Raw genomic sequence first — 18124 nt, forward strand, 5'->3', positions numbered from 1 at the left:
AATTATTTAACCTCACTAGGAATTGTTTTTTGGTCTGTGTGTTCATTTTTTTGTTGGACTTGAGCATATACTTGTGAAGGTAGCCCCCATAATTTAATAAAACCAGCTGCAGCTTCTTGGTCAAATTCGTCTGCTGATGTATAAGTTGCAAGATTTTTATCATAAAGTGAGTTTGGAGATTTACGTCCTTCGCAAATTGCATTTCCTTTGAATAATTTAACACGAACTGTTCCTGAGACGTTCTTTTGAGATTCTTTCAAAAAAGCTGTTAAGGCAGGCATAATTGGGGAAAACCAAAGGCCATTATAAATAATTTCACTTAATTTTTGCTCAATGATTGGCTTGAAATGTGCAAGGTCGCGCTCTGATGTTAAATCTTCTAAGTCCTTATGAGCCTTCATAAGGACTGTTGCGGCAGGACACTCATAAACTTCACGTGACTTAATACCAACTAATCTATTTTCAATGTGATCAATTCTACCAATTCCATGTGCACCGGCAATTTTATCTAGTTTCATGATTAGTTCAGAAAGGGGATAAAAGGTACCATCTAATAATGTTGGAATCCCATTTTTAAACGTTATTTCAACGGTAGTAGCATCATTTGGTGCATCTTCTATAGATACTGTACGATCATATGCGTCTTCAGGAGCACTTGCCCAAGGATCTTCTAATATTCCACACTCATTTGCTCTACCCCACAAGTTTTCATCAATTGAGTAGGGACTTTCTTTATTAATAGGGACTGGAATATTATTTTCTTCAGCATATTGAATTTCTTCTTCACGTGACCAGTGCCATTCTCTAATTGGATCTTCAATTTTCATTTCGGGTGCAAGAGCATGAATTCCCACTTCAAAACGAACTTGATCATTTCCTTTACCTGTACATCCATGAGCAATTGCAGAAGCACCGTATTCTTTGGCTACAGAAACAAGTTTTTTAACAATTAACGGGCGTGACAATGCTGAAATTAAAGGATATTTATTTTCATAATAAGTGTGACCTTGAAGGGCAATTAAAGCATACTCTTGAGCAAATTCTTCTTTTGCATCAATTGTTAATGATTCGATTGCACCAACCTCAAGCCCTTTTTGTTTAATCGCAACAAGGTCTTTTCCTTCGCCAACATCAATACAACAAGCAATAACATCGTAACCCTTATTTTTTAACCAAGCGATTGCTACAGATGTATCTAGTCCACCTGAATATGCCAGAACGACTTTTTCTTTTACCATTTTTTAATCCTCCTAATATGAATGCTTTCGATTGATTGCAGTTTAACACCAATATACTTAAAATGCAATAATATTTACAAAAAAAGCTAATTTTCACCTTTTTATGAATATATATACTTATTTTTATGGATATATTCACAAAGAAAAGGGATACATCAAAAAATGCAGCAAAATAAAAAAATAAAATCACAGCTTTTATTTTTGAAAAAGATAAAAAAACAATTGACATCTATTGATAATTAAGTTATATTTTGTCTATTCAATTTTAAGGGGATTTTAATTATGATTACTTCTAATAAACTCGGACAATTGAATAGCTACTATTACTTTTATTTTTTTCACGAGTGTTTGTAACTGATTAATAAATTGGTGCAAACACGTAGGTAAAGTGTTATGCACCTGTGAGGAAGATAAGAGTTATTTTGCTAGTTGTTAGCAAAGCCACACAGATGTTAATGTAACAGTCTGTTAGGTTTTGTATCAACTTCATTGATGATATAAATTAGGAAAAAGCCTACAGACTTATAAAATGTCTGTAGGCTTTTAATATTGAAAAATAATTTTAAAGGAGAGGATTTATATGGAATCACTTGTAAAAAGTATGAAGAAAGAGCTTGCTTTATTACAACCTTCTGATATTCGAACATTTGATGAGTTTGCATCAAAAATACCGGGTATTATTAAGTTCACAATGGGAGAACCTGATTTTGCAACGCCTGAACATATCAAACAGGCTGCAATAAAAAGTATTGAGGCTGACAAGACACACTATGCTCCTTCAAATGGAACTTCAAAATTGTTAGAGGCAACTGCGAATTTTTTGGCAACAAAGTATAATCAAAATTATGATCCAAAAAATGAGATTATTGTTACGAATGGAGCAACGGAAGCTATTTATACAGCACTTACCTCGGTTCTAAATCCGGGAGACAAAGTGATTATACCAACACCTATTTTTCCTTTATATATTGCAGTTACAATTTTAAATCAGGCAACTCCTATTTTCGTAAATACAGCCACAACTGGATTCAAGTTAACACCGAGCGCGTTAAAGCAAGTTCTTGAGGAACAAGGAGATGATGTTAAGGCCGTCATACTTAACTATCCTTCTAATCCAACAGGTGTTACTTACAAGCAAAATGAACTTGATGTCTTAGCAGAAATTCTACGTGGAAAAAATATTTTTGCAATTTGTGATGAAATTTATAGTGAAATTAATTATGAAGGAGTACATGCATCCATGGTACATAGTCTTCGTGAACAAACAATTTTGTTGAATGGTGTATCAAAATCACATGCAATGACTGGTTGGAGAATTGGTGTAATGTGTGCGCCAAAAGAAATTACTGAAGAATTAGCTAAAGTACATCAATTTGCAATTACAACAACATCAACAATGACACAAGCAGCAGCAACTGAGGCTTTTGCAAATGGCTTAGATGATGGTCCAAAAATGAAAGAAGAATATGAAAAACGGAGAAACTATTTATTTGATAATTTAACAAATTTGGGATTTGAATGTGCACAACCTGACGGAGCTTTCTATATCTTTGCGAAAATTCCAGATGGGTTAATTCAAGATGATAAGAAATTTATTTATGATTTAGCAGAAAAAGGTAAAGTTGCAGTTATTAGCGGAAGTAGTTTTGGGCCTGGAGGAGAAGGGTATATCAGAATTAGTTATGCAGCAAGTATGGAAGAAATTATAGAAGCGATGGAGCGTCTTAAAATATATATTGAAGAAAATAAGGAGGATTAGTTTATGAAAATTTTAATGATGAGTGTTAGAGATGATGAAAAAGAAGCTATTACAGAGTGGGAAAAAAGAAATAATATTGAGGTTAAAACAGTTGATTGGGAATTACGGCTTGATAAAGTTGAAGAATTAGTTGGCTATGATGGGATTGTTATTCAACAACGCAGTAAAGTAGAAAAGGCAGTTTACCCGGCACTAAAAGCTATTGGAATAAAGCAAATCACGCTTAGAACAGCAGGCTATGATGTAGTTGATATTGATCTTGCCAGAGAAAATAACCTTGTTATTACAAATGTACCAGCATACTCACCTAGATCCGTAGCAGAATTAGCCTTAGCACACACAATGAGATTGATTCGGAAACTAGAAATCTTTGATGAAAGAATGGCTAGACAAGACTTTAGATGGGCTGGATTACAAGCAACAGAAATTCATTCGCTTACTGTTGGTATTATTGGTGCTGGTCGGATTGGTGGAACAACTGCCAAGATTTTTGATGCACTTGGAGCAAAAGTTATTGCATACGATTTGGTTGAACGTGATGAATTAAAGTCAATTGTGGACTATATGAGTAAGGAAGAAGTGCTGCGAAATGCCGATGTAATTTGTTTACACGTGGACTTAAATCAAACAACTGTTGATTTAATGGGGGCAAAAGAATTTGAACTAATGAAGCCAACCGCATATTTAATTAATGAGTGTCGTGGGCCAGTTGTAGAGACTGATGCATTGATAGCAGCGCTAGAAGAGAAAAAAATAGCAGGTGCTGCGTTGGATACATTAACTGGTGAAGAAAATTTCTTTAATTTTGATTTACAAAATAAAGATTTACCAAGTACACAACTTAAGAAGTTGCGGGCAATGGATAATGTGATTTTGACACCGCATGTTGGGTTCTTTACGAATATTGCAGTGCAAAATATGGTAGATATAAGTTTGAATGATGTTGTATTAATTCTTAATGGTAAAACAAGTGAACATCAAGTATCTTAAAAAAAGAGGATGAGTGAATAAAAAATGAAAACTAAGATTTCTAGTAAAGAATACACAATGAATATTTTGAATGGAATCAGCTTGAGTGTTGTAGTAGCACTTATTCCTTCAGCGTTGGTCGGGCAGTTGATGGTAGCTATCAAGTCCTTTTTCCCATATGCAACAACAATAATAATGATGACTAGTTTTGCGATGAGTTTACTTCCTATTATTACAGGAGTTTGTGTGTCACTTTATTTTAAATTAAATCCAATTCAAATTTCTGCGGTGGCTATTGCAGCGATGGTTGGCTCTGGTGTAATGCAGCCTGGGGAAGGAACTTTTATTTTAAAAGGTACAGGAGATATTATAAATACTGGAATAACGATTGCATTGGCTGTTTGGTTAGTGTTGTTGATAGGTGATAGGCTGAAAAATTTCACGATGTTATTGCTCCCTTTACTAGTAATTATCATTGCTGGTGGAATAGGAATATTAATTTTACCGTATATTAAAATGATAGCAACAACAATTGGATTGATTATTAGTCATATCACAAGTTTGCAACCTTTACTTATGGGAACATTGATGGGGATATCTTTTGCAATTTTAATTGTTTCCCCAATTAGTTCTGTTGGAATTGCAACAGCAATTGGTTTAGTAGGGATTGGGTCTGGATCAGCTAATCTTGGAATTACAGCGGCGAGCTTTATGTTGGCAGTTTATGGTAGTTCTGTTAATCAGATTGGAACAAGTTTTGCACACTTTATTGGTTCTCCTAAAATTCAAATGGGTAATATGTTGAAAAAGCCTTTATTATTTGTTCCTGTTTGTATAAATGCTGGAATCATGGGATTATTGGGTGCAATCTTGAATATTGAAGGTAATGCAACAAGTGCAGGTTTTGGTTTTAGCGGCCTGATTGGTCCAATGGCAGCATATGCTAATATGGATAAAAATATGGTAAGTGTGGTTATACTTGCAGTATTATTTGTAATTTTACCAGTAGGATTGGCTTATTTGTCTAAGTACATTTTTATCAAAAAATTGGCTTGGTTTAAGCCAACTGATGTGTTATTGGATATCAAATAAAAAGCTTAGAATTTATTAACAAATTCCAATAAGAGTTACTAGTGAGTTGAAGTACACTAGAAGCTCTTTTTTAGTAAAGTTAAGGGAGCAAAATGTTTATAAAATAAAAGCAGTTAATGAAGAGAATTCTAAAACCGAATGTTAGAAAATATAAAAGATTTTTAAAACTAAGGGGACTTAAATTTTGATGAAAGACATTAAATGCGAACAATTTTGATGAAAATATCAAAAAAACTACCAAAATGACGTAAAATGTCTTATAATGTTGAGTAGCTTATTTTAAAGACAATACTATAAATTATAAGGAATCTAGTGTAGGGGGAATGAGAAGTGAAAACAAGAAGAAGTGATCGGCTTATTGATATGACTCGATTTCTACTTGAACGACCACACACGTTAATTTCATTAACATATTTTGCAGAACGCTATGAATCTGCAAAATCATCAATCAGTGAGGATTTGGCAATTGTAAAACGTACATTTAGAAGTCGTGGGATCGGTGTATTGGAGACCATTCCAGGTGCTGCTGGGGGTGCGAGATATATTCCATCTATCGGGGAAGAAGATTGTCGTGCCTTTATCAAGTCTATGAAGACTGAGATGTCTGAGCAAGACCGACTTTTGCCAGGTGGTTATGTCTATCTTTCTGATTTGTTAGGAAGACCTGATGTGTTGCGGCAAGTAGGGCGCGTGATTGCAAGACAATATATTGACAAGCAAATTGATGCAGTGATGACTGTTGCAACAAAGGGCGTTCCAATTGCACAAAGCGTTTCAAGTTATTTGAATGTACCGTTCGTAATTTTACGTCGTGATTCAAAGATAACTGAGGGATCAACTGTTTCTGTTAATTATGTTTCAGGTTCAAGTGAGAGAATAGAAAAAATGGAGTTATCAAAACGTAGTTTAAAGCGTGGATCGCATGTTTTAGTTGTTGATGATTTTATGAAGGGGGGCGGGACTGTCAATGGTATGAAGAGTATGATTGAAGAATTTGAATCTGAATTAGTTGGGATTACAGTCTTTGCTGAAGCTTCTTTTGAAGGTCATAGGATGATTGATGAGTATACTTCATTGTTGAAGGTAGACAAAGTTAATGCTTTAGACAAGTCTATTCATGTAAGTGCAGGGAATTATCTCGAAAAAGTTTTTGGAGATGACAAAAAATAATTTTTGGAAGTAAGAAGTTTTAGTAGACTTGGTACTTATGTAGAGAAAAGGGGCTTTTTCAGTCCTTTTTTTTATATAAAAGAAGATATTAATTAGTTAATTTTGAGTATTACTAATAAGAATTTACAATGCTTATGATATTGAATTGATACGTAAATCTCAATGTATAGTATGACAGTTTTGTACGATGAATTCTGAGTAGAGCAGTTGCACCACATACGCTACTAGGTTATGATGATAAAGAAAATTTGTTTTGATTAGAGGAGATTTTAAAATGACTTCAAAGTTTGCAGTGATTCTTGCTGCGGGGCAAGGAACAAGAATGAAATCCAAGTTGTATAAAGTTTTACATCCAGTTTGTGGTAAAGCAATGGTGGAACATGTATTAACACAAATTGAACAAATTAAAATGGATGAAATTGTGACAGTCATTGGTCACGGTGCAGAATTGGTAAAAGAAAGGTTAGTTAACCGTACCGATTATGCATATCAAGAAGAACAACTCGGTACAGGACACGCGGTATTGCAAGCAGAAAAATTACTCAAAAATAAAGATGGATTAACATTAATTGTTTGTGGGGATACTCCATTGTTTACTGCACAAACATTTACAGAATTATTTGCCTATCATGAGCAAAAAGGTGCAGCAGCAACAGTTTTGACTGCAGAGGCACCCAATCCATTTGGTTATGGACGGATTGTACGTAATAATTTAGGAATTGTTGAAAAGATTGTTGAGCAAAAAGATGCTAGTGAGACGGAAAAAAAAATTAGTGAAGTTAATACTGGGGTTTATTGCTTTAACAATCGGGACTTGTTCTCAGCTTTACATTTGATAAAAAATGATAATGTTCAAGGTGAATATTATTTAACAGATGTTATGGAAATTTTAAAAAAATCAGGTAAAGTTGTCGCTGCTTATAAAATGAAAAATTTTGATGAGTCAATGGGAGTAAACGATCGAATTGCACTTGCTAAAGCAAACAAATTGATGAGGCAACGTATAAATGAGGAACATATGCGTAATGGGGTTACATTAGTTGATCCTCAAACGACGTATATTGATATTGATGTAAAAATAGGTAAGGACACAGTAATCGAACCTGGTGTAGTTTTAAAGGGAGAGACAATTATTGGAGAAGATTGTTTTATTGGTGCCCATTCTGAGATTTGCGATACACAAATTGCATCTAATGTGAAAGTTACAGCATCATTTTTAGAAGACGCCATCATGGAAAAGGGAAGTAATATTGGTCCATATAGCCATCTTAGACCTGCTGCTCATGTTGGAGAAAATGTCCATATTGGAAATTTTGTGGAAATCAAGAAGGCTGAAATTGGAAAAAATACAAAAGTCGGCCATTTGACATATGTTGGTGATGCTACCTTGGGTGAAGAAATCAATGTTGGCTGTGGAACTGTCTTTGTGAATTACGATGGAATAAATAAACATCATACAAATGTGGGTGATTATTCATTTATTGGTAGTGGCTCAAACTTGATTGCACCTTTGAATATAGCTGATCATGCGTATGTTGCAGCTGGCTCAACCATTACTAATAATGTAGATTCACACGATATGGCAATTGCTCGTGGAAGACAGGTTAATAAAAAGGGATATTTTGATCGATATCCAGTCGCAAAGGCTGCCGAAATTTCACAAAAAAACACTAATAAAAAATAATTGATGATAAATTCATTAATTAATCTTGATTTTGTTGTTAGAAATGAATAGTATTGTTATAGAGAAATAGAAAAAATGGAGGCTATTATGTCTGAACAATATGCTGATCCGAAGCTTAAAATATTTGCTTTGAATTCTAACAAGCCTTTAGCAGAAAAGGTAGCTGCTGCTGTTGGTGTTACTTTAGGTAAAACATCCGTTGATCGCTTCAGTGACGGGGAAATTCGTATTAATATTGAGGAAAGTATTCGTGGAGATGAAGTATTTATAGTTCAATCCACTTCAGCACCGGTTAACGATAATCTGATGGAATTATTAATTATGATTGATGCGCTTAAACGTGCCAGTGCTTTAGTAATTAATGTAGTTATTCCTTACTATGGTTATGCAAGGCAGGATCGTAAGGCAAGACCACGTGAACCAATTACTGCAAAGCTAGTTGCTGATATGATAGTAAAAGCAGGTGCAGACCGTGTGGTTGCATTGGATTTGCATGCAGCCCAGATTCAAGGATTCTTTGATATTCCTGTTGATCATTTAATGGGTGCCCCTTTGTTAGCCGATTATTTCCTAACAAATGGCCTTGAAAAAGATGCAGTTGTGGTTTCTCCTGACCACGGCGGTGTTTCAAGGGCACGCAAGTTAGCAGAATTTTTGAAAGCACCGATTGCTATTATCGATAAACGTCGACCTAGAGCAAATGTTGCTGAAATAATGAATATTATTGGTTCTGTGGATGGAAAAAGATGTATTTTGATTGATGATATGATTGATACTGCAGGAACGATTACTCTTGCGGCGCAAGCACTAAGAGATGCAGGAGCAATTGAGGTTTATGCATGTGCGACCCATCCAGTTTTATCTGGTCCAGCAATTGAACGTATTGAAAATTCTCCAATTAAAAAGTTAGTTGTTACTGATTCAATTAAGTTACCTGAAGAAAAGCATATTGATAAGTTAATCCAAGTTTCTGTTGGTGCGCTAATTGGTGATGCGATTACACGTATTCATGAAAATAAATCAGTTAGTCCACTTTTCAAGAATCGTTTCCACAACAATTAAAACAAAAATAAAAAAGATATTACTGTGATTGTTATATATCTTAACTATGAATTATATTTATGCAGAACTAATAAAAAGACTAGGTAAGTTAAAATCGACCTAGTCTTTTTATTTAGAAACTTTTGGAACAAGTTATTAATAGTACTAAAATTCTTGATAGATTGCAGGATCTTGATTGTTAGTTCTTCCATTAGGTTTATCAAGATTGGTAATCAAATTAACTTCAGCTGTAGATAGTTCAAAATCAAATAAATTCAAGTTTTCAAATTGCCTTTTTGAAGAACTTGACTTGGGGATTACACCAACACCTAATTGAAGTTCCCAGCGTAAAATAATTTGTGCAATTGATTTGTGATGGGCCTCTGCAATTTTTCTAATTGTTTCGTCTTGCAATACTGCATTGGCACGGCCAAGCGGACTCCATGCTTGTGTAAAAATCCCATGATCCTTATTAAATTTTCGTTGTTTTGGCTGTGACCAATATGGGTGTAGTTCTATTTGATTGATGACTGGAAGAACACCGGTTTCTTTTTCAAGCCTTTCTAAATGTTCAGGTAAGAAATTTGAAACCCCAATTGAACGAACAAGGCCCATTTTTTGTGCTTCGATTAGACCTTGCCAAGCTTCGACATAGTTATCTGCAAGCGGATTTGGCCAATGAATTAAATAAAGATCAAAATAGTCAAGCTTAGTTCTAAATAATGATTCTTGAATTGTAGTAATAGTATCATCAAATTTTTGGTGGCGACCAGGTAACTTGGAAGTAATAAATAAATCTTCCCGGTTTAAACTAGTTCTTTGAATTGCTTCACCGACAGCACCTTCATTTTCATAATTAACAGCTGTATCTAGTGAACGATAGCCAGTTTTCAATGCTTGTAGCATCGTATTTACACCATGACCACCATTTAAGCGGAAGGTCCCAAAACCGATTAATGGAATATCGGTGCCGTCACTTAGTGTTATTCTTTCGGGAAACTGCGGAGACGGAGCAGGACCTGATCCATCTTTTTTTTTGAAAATATCTGCAGAAAGATAAGTTTTACTAAAATCATATTTACTAGAAATTGACTGACCTTGATTAAATAAAATGTTTTCGCTCATCAAAAATCCTCCTTAAATGATTATACTAACCATATTGTATCACTAAAGCATGTAGTTGAAAGTGATTAGCTATTAAGTAAAAAAGAGTCTCTTAATTGTGGAAAAGGTATGAAGGCATTCATCGGGATTGGATGGTTTTTTTGATTTTTTTCCATCCAGATCATATCAAACCAAGTATTAAATTTATAACCAACATCATGAAAATGAGCAACCTCTTTAAATCCATTTTTTTTGTGAAAATTGATACTAGTCATTGGAAGATGAACGTCATTTTGTTTGGGTAGACTGATACAAGCATTTATATTTAAAATGTTTTGTTTTAAGGCAATTTTTTCAAGTTCTTTGTACATCAATGTACCAATGCCTTTATGTTGTACATTTGGTGCTAAGTAGATTGAAATTTCTGCAGCCCAAATATAAGCGGCTCTAGGATGGAAAGCATTTAGATATGCATACCCTAATATTTTATTTGCCTTATAGGCAACAAGATAAGGATAATCATGTGAAATAGTGCGAATGCGATCTTCAAATTCTTTATTGCTCGGAATATCGTATTCAAATGTAATTGCTGTGTTTTTAACATAGTATTGGTAGATATTCAAAAGTTCTGGTGCATCAGATAATTCGGCTATGCGTATTTTAATATCAGTATCAGGCATTGAATTAGCTCCTTTTTTAACTCATTTTAACGTATTACTAATAATAAACAAGATGGCTGTTCTTCTTTGAACAAAAAAAGATTGAACTATTAGTTGGGATAAAGTAAGATACATTGTGAGTTAATACAAAATATAAAATGGAGATAAAGACAAGATAAATTATGCAAAAAAGACCAACTATGAATGCTTATCATCATGATTTACCCTTGATGATGGGATATTTTATTTTTTCGATTATTCTAAATAGTTTTGGAAATGCTTTGACGGTTTCCTTGAATTTAGGAAGTGCTTTATGGACTGCTGCTGCAGTTAATATTGCACATGCAACCTCATTTTCCTTGAGTTTTGTTTTGATTTTAGAAGGTGTAGTTGCAATTGCAATAAATCTGATATTGGTTGGAAAAATTTCACCTAGAAGAATTATTGGCTACTTAATATTCATGTTTCCTTTTGCCTATCTTGTAGGAATATTGTCTCATGAATTGGAAATATTAGGAATTAGGAATTTGCCAATAGAGATTAAAGTCATTGTTGATTGTTTAGGGATAGTTTGCGTTGCAACAGCTATTTCAATTTATCAAAGAGTAAATCTGATGTTACATCCTTGTGATGATATGATGCAGATTATTCGTTTCAAATTTTTTAAGGGAAATTCGATAATTGCGCAGCTTGTGTCATTTCTAATTCCGATTGTTGCTATTTTTTTGGCAATTGTCAGTGATAAACAGATTTTTGCGATAAATATTGGAACAATCTTTTCATTATTATTTCAGGGATATTTCGTTGGATTAGCAGATTATAAGATTGCTCCGTCCTTGAAGCATCGCAATTTGGATGTTTAGTTATGTCAAAATTAAAAAGTTCTGCTTTAAGCTATTCTAAAATAGCTTAGGTGGAACTTTTTTAAGTGTAGCTAGCTGCAAGAAAGAATTAACGATTCAATTTGGTGTCAAACACTTAAAATGACTTATAAACACTTTTAAATGTTTACAAACACTTACGGACATGTTAAGATAACAAAGTAGATGGCGTTAAACTTTTCATTTAGTTACTTGCTTTTTTGGTATAGTCCAATTAAAATTAGGTTATACCATTGGATGGAGGTAAATATAATGAAGATTATTATTGTTAAGAATAGTGCGGCAGGCGGAAAAAAGGCAAGCGAGCTCTTTAAACAAGCTTATAATGATGGGGCAAGGGTATTTGGGCTAGCTACTGGAAGTACACCAATCACAACGTATGAATGTCTTGTAAAGAGTGATATTGACTTTTCAGATTGCATTTCTATCAATCTAGATGAATATGTGGGCTTAAAATCTACAGATCCGCAGAGTTATCGCTACTACATGGAGAAAAATTTGTTTATAGCTAAACCCTTTAAGAAGTCATTTTTGCCTAAGGGCGATGCGTTAGACGCTGTTGAAGAGGTTCAACGTTATGATAAGGTGATTGAAGATAATCCAATCGATTTGCAACTACTAGGAATAGGTCGCAATGGTCATATTGGATTCAATGAACCGGGTTCAAGTTTCAAGTTAAAGACACATAAGGTAGCTTTGACAGATTCTACTATTGAGGCAAATGCTCGTTTTTTTGAAAATGAACAGGACGTTCCAAAATTTGCATATTCTATGGGAATCGGGTCAATAATGAAGTCTAAAAGTATCATTTTAGAAGCTTTTGGTGAAGACAAAGCAGAAGCCATCGCAAAAATGGTTAAAGGACCATTATCGGAGGCTTGTCCAGCTAGTGTACTACAAGAACATGATAATGTTACTGTAATTATTGATGAAGCTGCTGCAATAAAATTAAGTTAATAAACGATATGGGCTATAAGCCAGTAGCTTGTGTTCAAATTCTAAGGGCAACACATTCTCCGACCCCTAAAATCAAAGAGCATAAGTATACTGCCTTATGGCCCATATTTAATGGGGTAAATAAAAATATAGCTCAAAAAGGATGCTGCAGTGATTACGTAAATATAATCACTGCAGCATCCTTTTTTACAACAAACTAAAGGTTGAGTCTTAGAATTTTTTTGAGTCAGCCTTTTTTCGTATATTAATGAAAAAGAGAAAATTTTACAGCCTGATTTTGGTAACTTCTCCAGAATTAAGGATTGTACCATCTTCTAATACAAGTCGTCCTTTATTATCAATATCAATGACAAATCCCATTTTTTTATTTTGACCCTGGGTGATAGTAACATTCTTGAAAAGAAGATTAGATTTTTCTTTATACTCGGCAATGAATTCTCCGGATTGGTAGGTTGAGTATAAGTGGAAAAAGTCAGTTAGTATTTGGGAGATAAAAAAATTACGTGATATGTTCTTGGTAGTAACGATGTCTTTTAAAGTACCTATGCGTGCTTGAATATCAAGCGGGAAAAGAGAAATATCTGATAAATAATTAATGCCAATGCCAACAATTACTTGATTAATTGAGCCACTTTCAATATCACTGACAGCTTCAGTTAATATACCAACAACTTTTTTTTTGTCTACCAAAACATCATTTACCCATTTAATTTGTGGAGATACCCCCAAAACTCGCTCAATTGTCCGGGTGATTGCAAGTGCAGTAGCAGTCGTTAATAAACCTGGATTTAAAGTGTTCATATCAGTTTGTAAAAGAATACTCATGTAAATCCCAGTTTGGCTAGGTGATGTAAATGAACGACCGTATCTGCCATATCCACCTGTTTGTTGATCGCTTATAATTATAGTCGGGGTAGTGTTTTGAGTCGTATTCGTATTGGTGCTGAGTTCTTTTGCGCGGATGTTAGTTGATTTTAAAGAATCATGTAATTCAAAATTTATCGTTTCCAAATTTTGGGGTAAATTTTTTCGGATGATGAACTCATTAAGTTTATTGGTATCTTCATAGTAATAACCTAGATGCATTTTACTTTTAATAGGATAACCCATATTTTGCAAGTTTTTTACAATTTTCCAGATTGCTGTACGTGAAAGAGAAAACTCTGTGGCAATTTTTTCACCAGAAACATAGTCTGATGAATTTGAAATAAATTGCAAGACTTTTTGTATGTTGTTCATAAAAGAAAACTCCTTTAGTGTTGTTATAATTGTAATTATAAAGATTAAACATAGGCTTTTCAAATTGTCTTTTTTCTTTTAAGAAAAGGGATTAATTCTTTAAAAAAAGCAAGATGGATGTTATCTTTATCCAATGTAGTAAGGAAAGAGAGTGCCATAATTATGAGGAAAAAGCTTTTTTTTGAATGTATTATTATGATTTTAGGAGCTATTGTAATTTTTGTAATATCTACGCATGATGCCTTTTTGTATAAGCAAACAATTTTGCAAGTTACCGAAGTATCGCAAGGAAAGACATTTAAAACTTCAGATGAATATGGAAACCATGATAAAAAAACTAATCAAAGAGTAGATGGATTAATTTTGAATGGTGAAAAAAAAGGGAAAAAATTTAGTTTTCAAAATACATATGCTGCTTCAGGAGGATTAAGTCAGAATTATCAAAAAGGTCAGCAAATATTTGTTACTATAAGCAAGGAAAATGGGAAATATGAGGTAACACCTACAAATTATAAGCGGGATACTTATTTGTTTATGATGTGTTGGATTATGATTTGTTTACTGTTTATTGTAATGAAAATTGATGGATTACGAACAATTATAAGTGTCTTGATTAACTTCATTTTATTCCTGATAATTGTGCAACTTGATGTATGGTGGAATATTACTAACTTCTTTGTAATTTTTGCAGTGAGTGCAGTTATCTTTACTGCAATTACATTAGCCATGATAGTTGGGCTTAATAAGCAATTTTGGGTTACTTTTTTGTCTATTGTTAGTGGAACGTCTATAGCATTACTAATTTCGATTGTTATTATGTGGATTACTCAGGATAATGGGATGCATTATGAAGCACTAGATTTTGCAACGCAGCAGCCAAAACAACTATTCTTATCGGCCACTTTAATTGGATTATTGGGAACAGTAATGGACGCTTCGACTGACATTGTTTCAACGTTATTTGAACTCAAGAGAAGCCAACCACAAGTGACATTCCAACAACTCTATCAATCTGGAAGAGAAGTAGGTAAAGACATTATGGGTCCTTTAATTAATGTATTATTATTAATTTTTTTTGCAGAAACTTTTACGATGGCTGTATTGTATTTTAGAACAGGAAATACAATCGGTTACACATTTTCATGGACAATGTCACTTGGCTTAACGCAAGCAGTGATTAGTGGAATTGGGATAGCCTTGGTAATTCCAGCAGCAAGCTTAATTGCTGCTTGGTCATTAGGGGGAAGTGAAAAATGAGCACACTAATAGCACTAATTCTAGTTTTATTGTGTTTGATGATTTTTAGCGGTGGTAGGAGGGGAGTTTCCGCTTTTATTACACTTATTGTTAATTTTGGACTTCTTTTTTTGACTGTTATTTTGATTTCTGGTGGATTCCCTCCAATTTTTGTGATGATGTTTACAGGGATTTCGATGCTCGCAATTATTATTTATGTTGGAAACGAAAATGAAGCACAAACAAATACTGCATTTTTAGCAACTTTGTTAGTCCTAATGGTTATGTTAATATTAATTATCCCAATGAATTATTTAATGCAGATTTATGGTTTTAGTAGTGAACAATCAGAAGAAATTGAAGCTTTTAACGTTGCAATTGGAGTAAATTTTTCATCAATTGCGATTGCGACTACAATACTAAGTACATTAGGTGCAATTGCTGAAGCTGCAATTGCGGTTGCAAGTGGGATGGAAGAAATAATTGAGCAGGGCGGATCAAAAACTGCTAATGAATTGCGATTAAGTGGAAGAAATATTGGGTTGCAAATTATGGGAATGACATTTAATACTTTATTTTTTGGGATGTTTGGTGGTAATTTGGCATTATTTATTTTAATTTCCAAATTAGATGCAAGTTTTGGTTATTATGCAAACTCTAAAATTTTTGTTAGCGAGACTATGTTAGTTATTTATGCAGCTATTTCAGTAGTTTTAGTAATTTGGGTGACAATTGAAATGACAGTTTTGAAAACTAGCAAAGCAAAATCTGGGAATAAGCGATAGAGTTCTTTGGTGTCGAACGACTAAATAGAATTAACATGTTATAATTTTTCCAGGGACAATTATAGTAGGGAGGTAATTGTAATGAAAGCAAGAGTAAGAAAAATATTTTTGGGGATAACATTGACTTTACTAACTATCATGATAGTTGGGTGTTCATCAGAGAACAATGGGCAAAGCAGTGATTCTTCAATGTCTACTCAACAAGTTAAATCACACTATGCGGATGCACTTGAATATCTTGATAAAGGAGCATCACGACAAGCATATCGTGAATTAGGTGAGATTATTAAAAGTAAATCGGCAACTAAGAAAATTAAAGATTTGTATGATAATCTTGGAAACTTGTTAACTGCTAAAAGAGCAGTTACTGAGAGTAATCTTTCTTTGGCAAATGAAAAGTTACAAAAGCTTAGTGAAATTAAAAGTCCGGATAAATTAGTTGAACAAATTACGGCAGTACAAAAAGAATATCAAGCAGTTAAATTAGCGAAAATTTATTATGATGAGACACTTGCCTATTATAATGCGGGGAAGTATTCAGAAGCAGGTGGAAGCTTACAAGTTCTAATGGCTTTGTCAAATAAATATCAAGCAGTTGCTTCATATCAAGAAAAAGTTAAGGGATATCAGCAAAAAATTGCTACAGCGCAAAATCAAAGCCAGGCTGCTGAAACATCTTCAGCAAATTATAAAGCGTCAAGTGGATATACTAATGCTAGAAGCTCGAAAATTGTAAGCTCTACTTACGCTAGCCAAACTGGCAACTCGATTAGTAGTGCAACCAATAGTCAAGTGTCTTCTGTGGTTGCAGAGGTAACTAATGATCAAGTATTGACAAAGTTTCGTGCAGTGACAGGTATTCCACAAGAAGCAGGCGATCAATACTATGTTACCAAAATAGATGATAGTACTTATCAAATTGAAATCAGGCATACTAGCCCAGATAATGTGAATGTTTCTAATTTGAAAGGTATGTACAAGTATAATTATTCTACTGGGAAAGTTCAAAAGGCCGATGAAATTACGGGAGAATATGTAAATATCAATTAATATGGATGGAAAACTAATGAATCAATTTAAAAAAAAATATTACTTTAAGAGTGTTTCAGTTATTCAAATTTTAGGATTACTGATAGCTATTATGGCACTTATAGGAATAGATAAAGTTCTTGTTTCAAATATTTTATTTATGATTGGGCTAGGCACAATTTGCCTTGCAGTGGTGGATATTTTATTGGGAGCGCATTTGTTAGCTGGTTGGTTTAGGCACAAAAAAAAAGGTGAAACTGATGATGAATATGAACAATCTAAAATAAAGATACGTGAAGTTGGAAGAATGAAAAATCAGCCAGTTAGATTCAGTAGGTTTGGTAGGAGTATGTTGATTATTGGAGCCTCATATATCATATTGGCAATTGTTATTACATTGTAGACTTTTATTATTAGTAGAGGAAATCATTTTGCTTTTGTAAGATGGTTTCTTTTTTTTGCAGTTATAAAAAAAATAAAAACCGGTAAATGTTCGAATAATAGTAAACTTCACAATAAAGAAGGATAGTTATTTAATTCATAGAACAAGGTGAAAGTAATGAAGATAAGTGGAGTTGTAAATGAAGAGAAAGTTTTTGAACGTTACTACGGTGAGTACACAGTTAAATTGTGGTATTATCCAGAAATTTTTGATTTATTAGAAAATTGTCAAGATCCAGAGAATTTTAAAACGATTTCTTCAACTTTGAATATCAAATTTGCTTTAGCTAGATATAGAAAAATATTGAAGGATATACCTTGTCTAACTTCTGTTACGTCAGACAGCAAAGATAGTAATGAAAAAAGAGAAATTATTAAAAAAATTGATCGGCTAGAAGAAATAATTAGCATATTGGTTGTTTTTGAAAATAAAATTTCAAAGAATCCTGAATTACATGAGCAAGTAAAAAAGATTCGAAATGATATTTTAAATATTGATGAATGTTATTATATTTAATTGGAAATTGAGGAGGAAAATAATTGATTGATTACGAATTTGTAGAAGCTTTTTTGATGTTTATGTCTCAATTTTCTTCTGAAGAAGGTGAAGAACCAAAAGAAAGGGAATTAATCGATTTTTCTTTCACGATGGGTGTTGGACTAAGACAACTAGCAACTGTCGAAATGTTGCTTTTTACGGCACAAATAATTACAAAATGTCCAAAGAAAATTGAGAATCATTTTGTAAATTTATGCCCAGGGAACCTAACAGCAGCAGGATGGGACTTGGTGGACCAGCTTGGAAACCCACAAAGAAAATTAATGATATTATGATTCGCA

The 18124-nt window shown here is 33.5% G+C and carries 18 protein-coding genes; 14 read left to right on the top strand and 4 right to left on the bottom strand.

Features of this window, described 5'->3' with window-relative positions:
• Positions 1-2 precede the first annotated feature (2 nt).
• Complete coding sequence (locus FC80_RS00080; RefSeq protein WP_057828115.1) at positions 3-1238, bottom strand: argininosuccinate synthase; 1236 nt, start codon at positions 1236-1238, stop codon at positions 3-5.
• A gap of 580 nt (positions 1239-1818) precedes the next feature.
• On the opposite strand from FC80_RS00080, the gene FC80_RS00085 reads away from it, so the two are divergent.
• From FC80_RS00085 to FC80_RS00110, 6 genes are all read left to right on the top strand, one after another.
• On the top strand, positions 1819-2997 hold the full coding sequence (locus FC80_RS00085) for an aminotransferase class I/II-fold pyridoxal phosphate-dependent enzyme (RefSeq protein ID WP_057828116.1): 1179 nt from the start codon (positions 1819-1821) through the stop codon (positions 2995-2997).
• Positions 2998-3000: 3 nt separating this feature from the next.
• Positions 3001-3987: a D-2-hydroxyacid dehydrogenase gene (locus FC80_RS00090; protein WP_057828117.1), complete on the top strand. Its 987-nt coding sequence runs from the start codon at positions 3001-3003 to the stop codon at positions 3985-3987.
• 24 nt (positions 3988-4011) lie between these two features.
• Positions 4012-5058, top strand: coding sequence for a PTS sugar transporter subunit IIC (locus FC80_RS00095; protein WP_057828118.1), 1047 nt, complete (start codon positions 4012-4014; stop codon positions 5056-5058).
• Positions 5059-5388: 330 nt separating this feature from the next.
• Positions 5389-6228: a pur operon repressor gene (gene purR, locus FC80_RS00100; protein WP_057828119.1), complete on the top strand. Its 840-nt coding sequence runs from the start codon at positions 5389-5391 to the stop codon at positions 6226-6228.
• A 274-nt stretch (positions 6229-6502) separates the two neighbouring features.
• Positions 6503-7912 (top strand): bifunctional UDP-N-acetylglucosamine diphosphorylase/glucosamine-1-phosphate N-acetyltransferase GlmU, encoded by a 1410-nt coding sequence (gene glmU, locus FC80_RS00105; protein WP_057828120.1) that lies wholly within the window; start codon positions 6503-6505, stop codon positions 7910-7912.
• Between the two features lie 87 nt (positions 7913-7999).
• Positions 8000-8974, top strand: a complete 975-nt coding sequence (locus tag FC80_RS00110; protein ID WP_057828121.1) for a ribose-phosphate diphosphokinase — start codon at positions 8000-8002, stop codon at positions 8972-8974.
• A 144-nt stretch (positions 8975-9118) separates the two neighbouring features.
• On the opposite strand, the gene FC80_RS00115 is transcribed toward FC80_RS00110, so the two are convergent.
• Together FC80_RS00115 and FC80_RS00120 are read right to left on the bottom strand one after the other, a co-directional pair.
• Entirely contained in the window at positions 9119-10078 is a 960-nt protein-coding gene (locus FC80_RS00115) for an aldo/keto reductase (RefSeq protein ID WP_083486884.1), read from the bottom strand.
• Between the two features lie 65 nt (positions 10079-10143).
• Complete coding sequence (locus FC80_RS00120) at positions 10144-10737, bottom strand: GNAT family N-acetyltransferase (RefSeq protein WP_057828122.1); 594 nt, start codon at positions 10735-10737, stop codon at positions 10144-10146.
• A 161-nt stretch (positions 10738-10898) separates the two neighbouring features.
• On the opposite strand from FC80_RS00120, the gene FC80_RS00125 reads away from it, so the two are divergent.
• Together FC80_RS00125 and FC80_RS00130 are read left to right on the top strand one after the other, a co-directional pair.
• Positions 10899-11579 carry a DUF6198 family protein gene (locus tag FC80_RS00125; RefSeq protein WP_057828123.1) on the top strand — a complete coding sequence of 227 codons (681 nt, stop codon included), beginning with the start codon at positions 10899-10901 and terminating at the stop codon, positions 11577-11579.
• Positions 11580-11849: 270 nt separating this feature from the next.
• Positions 11850-12554, top strand: a complete 705-nt coding sequence (locus tag FC80_RS00130; protein ID WP_057828124.1) for a glucosamine-6-phosphate deaminase — start codon at positions 11850-11852, stop codon at positions 12552-12554.
• Positions 12555-12818: 264 nt separating this feature from the next.
• Here FC80_RS00130 and FC80_RS00135 read toward each other — a convergent pair whose 3' ends face one another.
• A complete protein-coding gene (locus tag FC80_RS00135; protein WP_057828125.1) occupies positions 12819-13793 on the bottom strand; it encodes a biotin--[acetyl-CoA-carboxylase] ligase in 975 nt (324 codons plus the stop codon).
• A gap of 162 nt (positions 13794-13955) precedes the next feature.
• Here FC80_RS00135 and FC80_RS00140 point away from each other — a divergent pair, with 162 nt between their 5' ends.
• The 6 genes from FC80_RS00140 (at position 13956) to FC80_RS00165 (ending at position 18118) form a co-directional block, all read left to right on the top strand.
• Positions 13956-15050, top strand: a complete 1095-nt coding sequence (locus FC80_RS00140) for a YibE/F family protein (protein ID WP_057828126.1) — start codon at positions 13956-13958, stop codon at positions 15048-15050.
• Positions 15047-15814, top strand: a complete 768-nt coding sequence (locus FC80_RS00145; RefSeq protein ID WP_057828127.1) for a YibE/F family protein — start codon at positions 15047-15049, stop codon at positions 15812-15814. Before FC80_RS00140 ends, FC80_RS00145 begins: the two co-directional genes overlap by 4 nt.
• 81 nt (positions 15815-15895) lie before the next feature.
• On the top strand, positions 15896-16864 hold the full coding sequence (locus FC80_RS00150; RefSeq protein ID WP_057828128.1) for a hypothetical protein: 969 nt from the start codon (positions 15896-15898) through the stop codon (positions 16862-16864).
• A 16-nt stretch (positions 16865-16880) separates the two neighbouring features.
• A complete protein-coding gene (locus FC80_RS00155; protein ID WP_057828161.1) occupies positions 16881-17246 on the top strand; it encodes a DUF3899 domain-containing protein in 366 nt (121 codons plus the stop codon).
• A gap of 156 nt (positions 17247-17402) precedes the next feature.
• Positions 17403-17801 carry a hypothetical protein gene (locus FC80_RS00160; RefSeq protein ID WP_235807209.1) on the top strand — a complete coding sequence of 133 codons (399 nt, stop codon included), beginning with the start codon at positions 17403-17405 and terminating at the stop codon, positions 17799-17801.
• Between the two features lie 23 nt (positions 17802-17824).
• Positions 17825-18118 (top strand): hypothetical protein, encoded by a 294-nt coding sequence (locus FC80_RS00165; protein ID WP_235807210.1) that lies wholly within the window; start codon positions 17825-17827, stop codon positions 18116-18118.
• The last annotated feature ends 6 nt before the right edge of the window (positions 18119-18124 follow it).

Origin of the sequence: Liquorilactobacillus cacaonum DSM 21116 (assembly GCF_001436735.1) — a bacterium.
In the GTDB taxonomy this organism is placed as follows: domain Bacteria; phylum Bacillota; class Bacilli; order Lactobacillales; family Lactobacillaceae; genus Liquorilactobacillus; species Liquorilactobacillus cacaonum.

What these genes read in the sequence shown, in the direction of transcription:
- FC80_RS00080 (WP_057828115.1), bottom strand. Translation starts at nt 1,238, where the DNA reads ATGGTAAAAGAAAAAGTCGTTCTGGCATATTCAGGTGGACTAGATACA.
- FC80_RS00085 (WP_057828116.1), top strand. Translation starts at nt 1,819, where the DNA reads ATGGAATCACTTGTAAAAAGTATGAAGAAAGAGCTTGCTTTATTACAA.
- FC80_RS00090 (WP_057828117.1), top strand. Translation starts at nt 3,001, where the DNA reads ATGAAAATTTTAATGATGAGTGTTAGAGATGATGAAAAAGAAGCTATT.
- FC80_RS00095 (WP_057828118.1), top strand. Translation starts at nt 4,012, where the DNA reads ATGAAAACTAAGATTTCTAGTAAAGAATACACAATGAATATTTTGAAT.
- glmU (WP_057828120.1), top strand. Translation starts at nt 6,503, where the DNA reads ATGACTTCAAAGTTTGCAGTGATTCTTGCTGCGGGGCAAGGAACAAGA.
- FC80_RS00110 (WP_057828121.1), top strand. Translation starts at nt 8,000, where the DNA reads ATGTCTGAACAATATGCTGATCCGAAGCTTAAAATATTTGCTTTGAAT.
- FC80_RS00115 (WP_083486884.1), bottom strand. Translation starts at nt 10,078, where the DNA reads ATGAGCGAAAACATTTTATTTAATCAAGGTCAGTCAATTTCTAGTAAA.
- FC80_RS00120 (WP_057828122.1), bottom strand. Translation starts at nt 10,737, where the DNA reads ATGCCTGATACTGATATTAAAATACGCATAGCCGAATTATCTGATGCA.
- FC80_RS00125 (WP_057828123.1), top strand. Translation starts at nt 10,899, where the DNA reads ATGCAAAAAAGACCAACTATGAATGCTTATCATCATGATTTACCCTTG.
- FC80_RS00130 (WP_057828124.1), top strand. Translation starts at nt 11,850, where the DNA reads ATGAAGATTATTATTGTTAAGAATAGTGCGGCAGGCGGAAAAAAGGCA.
- FC80_RS00135 (WP_057828125.1), bottom strand. Translation starts at nt 13,793, where the DNA reads ATGAACAACATACAAAAAGTCTTGCAATTTATTTCAAATTCATCAGAC.
- FC80_RS00140 (WP_057828126.1), top strand. Translation starts at nt 13,956, where the DNA reads ATGAGGAAAAAGCTTTTTTTTGAATGTATTATTATGATTTTAGGAGCT.
- FC80_RS00145 (WP_057828127.1), top strand. Translation starts at nt 15,047, where the DNA reads ATGAGCACACTAATAGCACTAATTCTAGTTTTATTGTGTTTGATGATT.
- FC80_RS00150 (WP_057828128.1), top strand. Translation starts at nt 15,896, where the DNA reads ATGAAAGCAAGAGTAAGAAAAATATTTTTGGGGATAACATTGACTTTA.
- FC80_RS00155 (WP_057828161.1), top strand. Translation starts at nt 16,881, where the DNA reads ATGAATCAATTTAAAAAAAAATATTACTTTAAGAGTGTTTCAGTTATT.
- FC80_RS00160 (WP_235807209.1), top strand. Translation starts at nt 17,403, where the DNA reads ATGAAGATAAGTGGAGTTGTAAATGAAGAGAAAGTTTTTGAACGTTAC.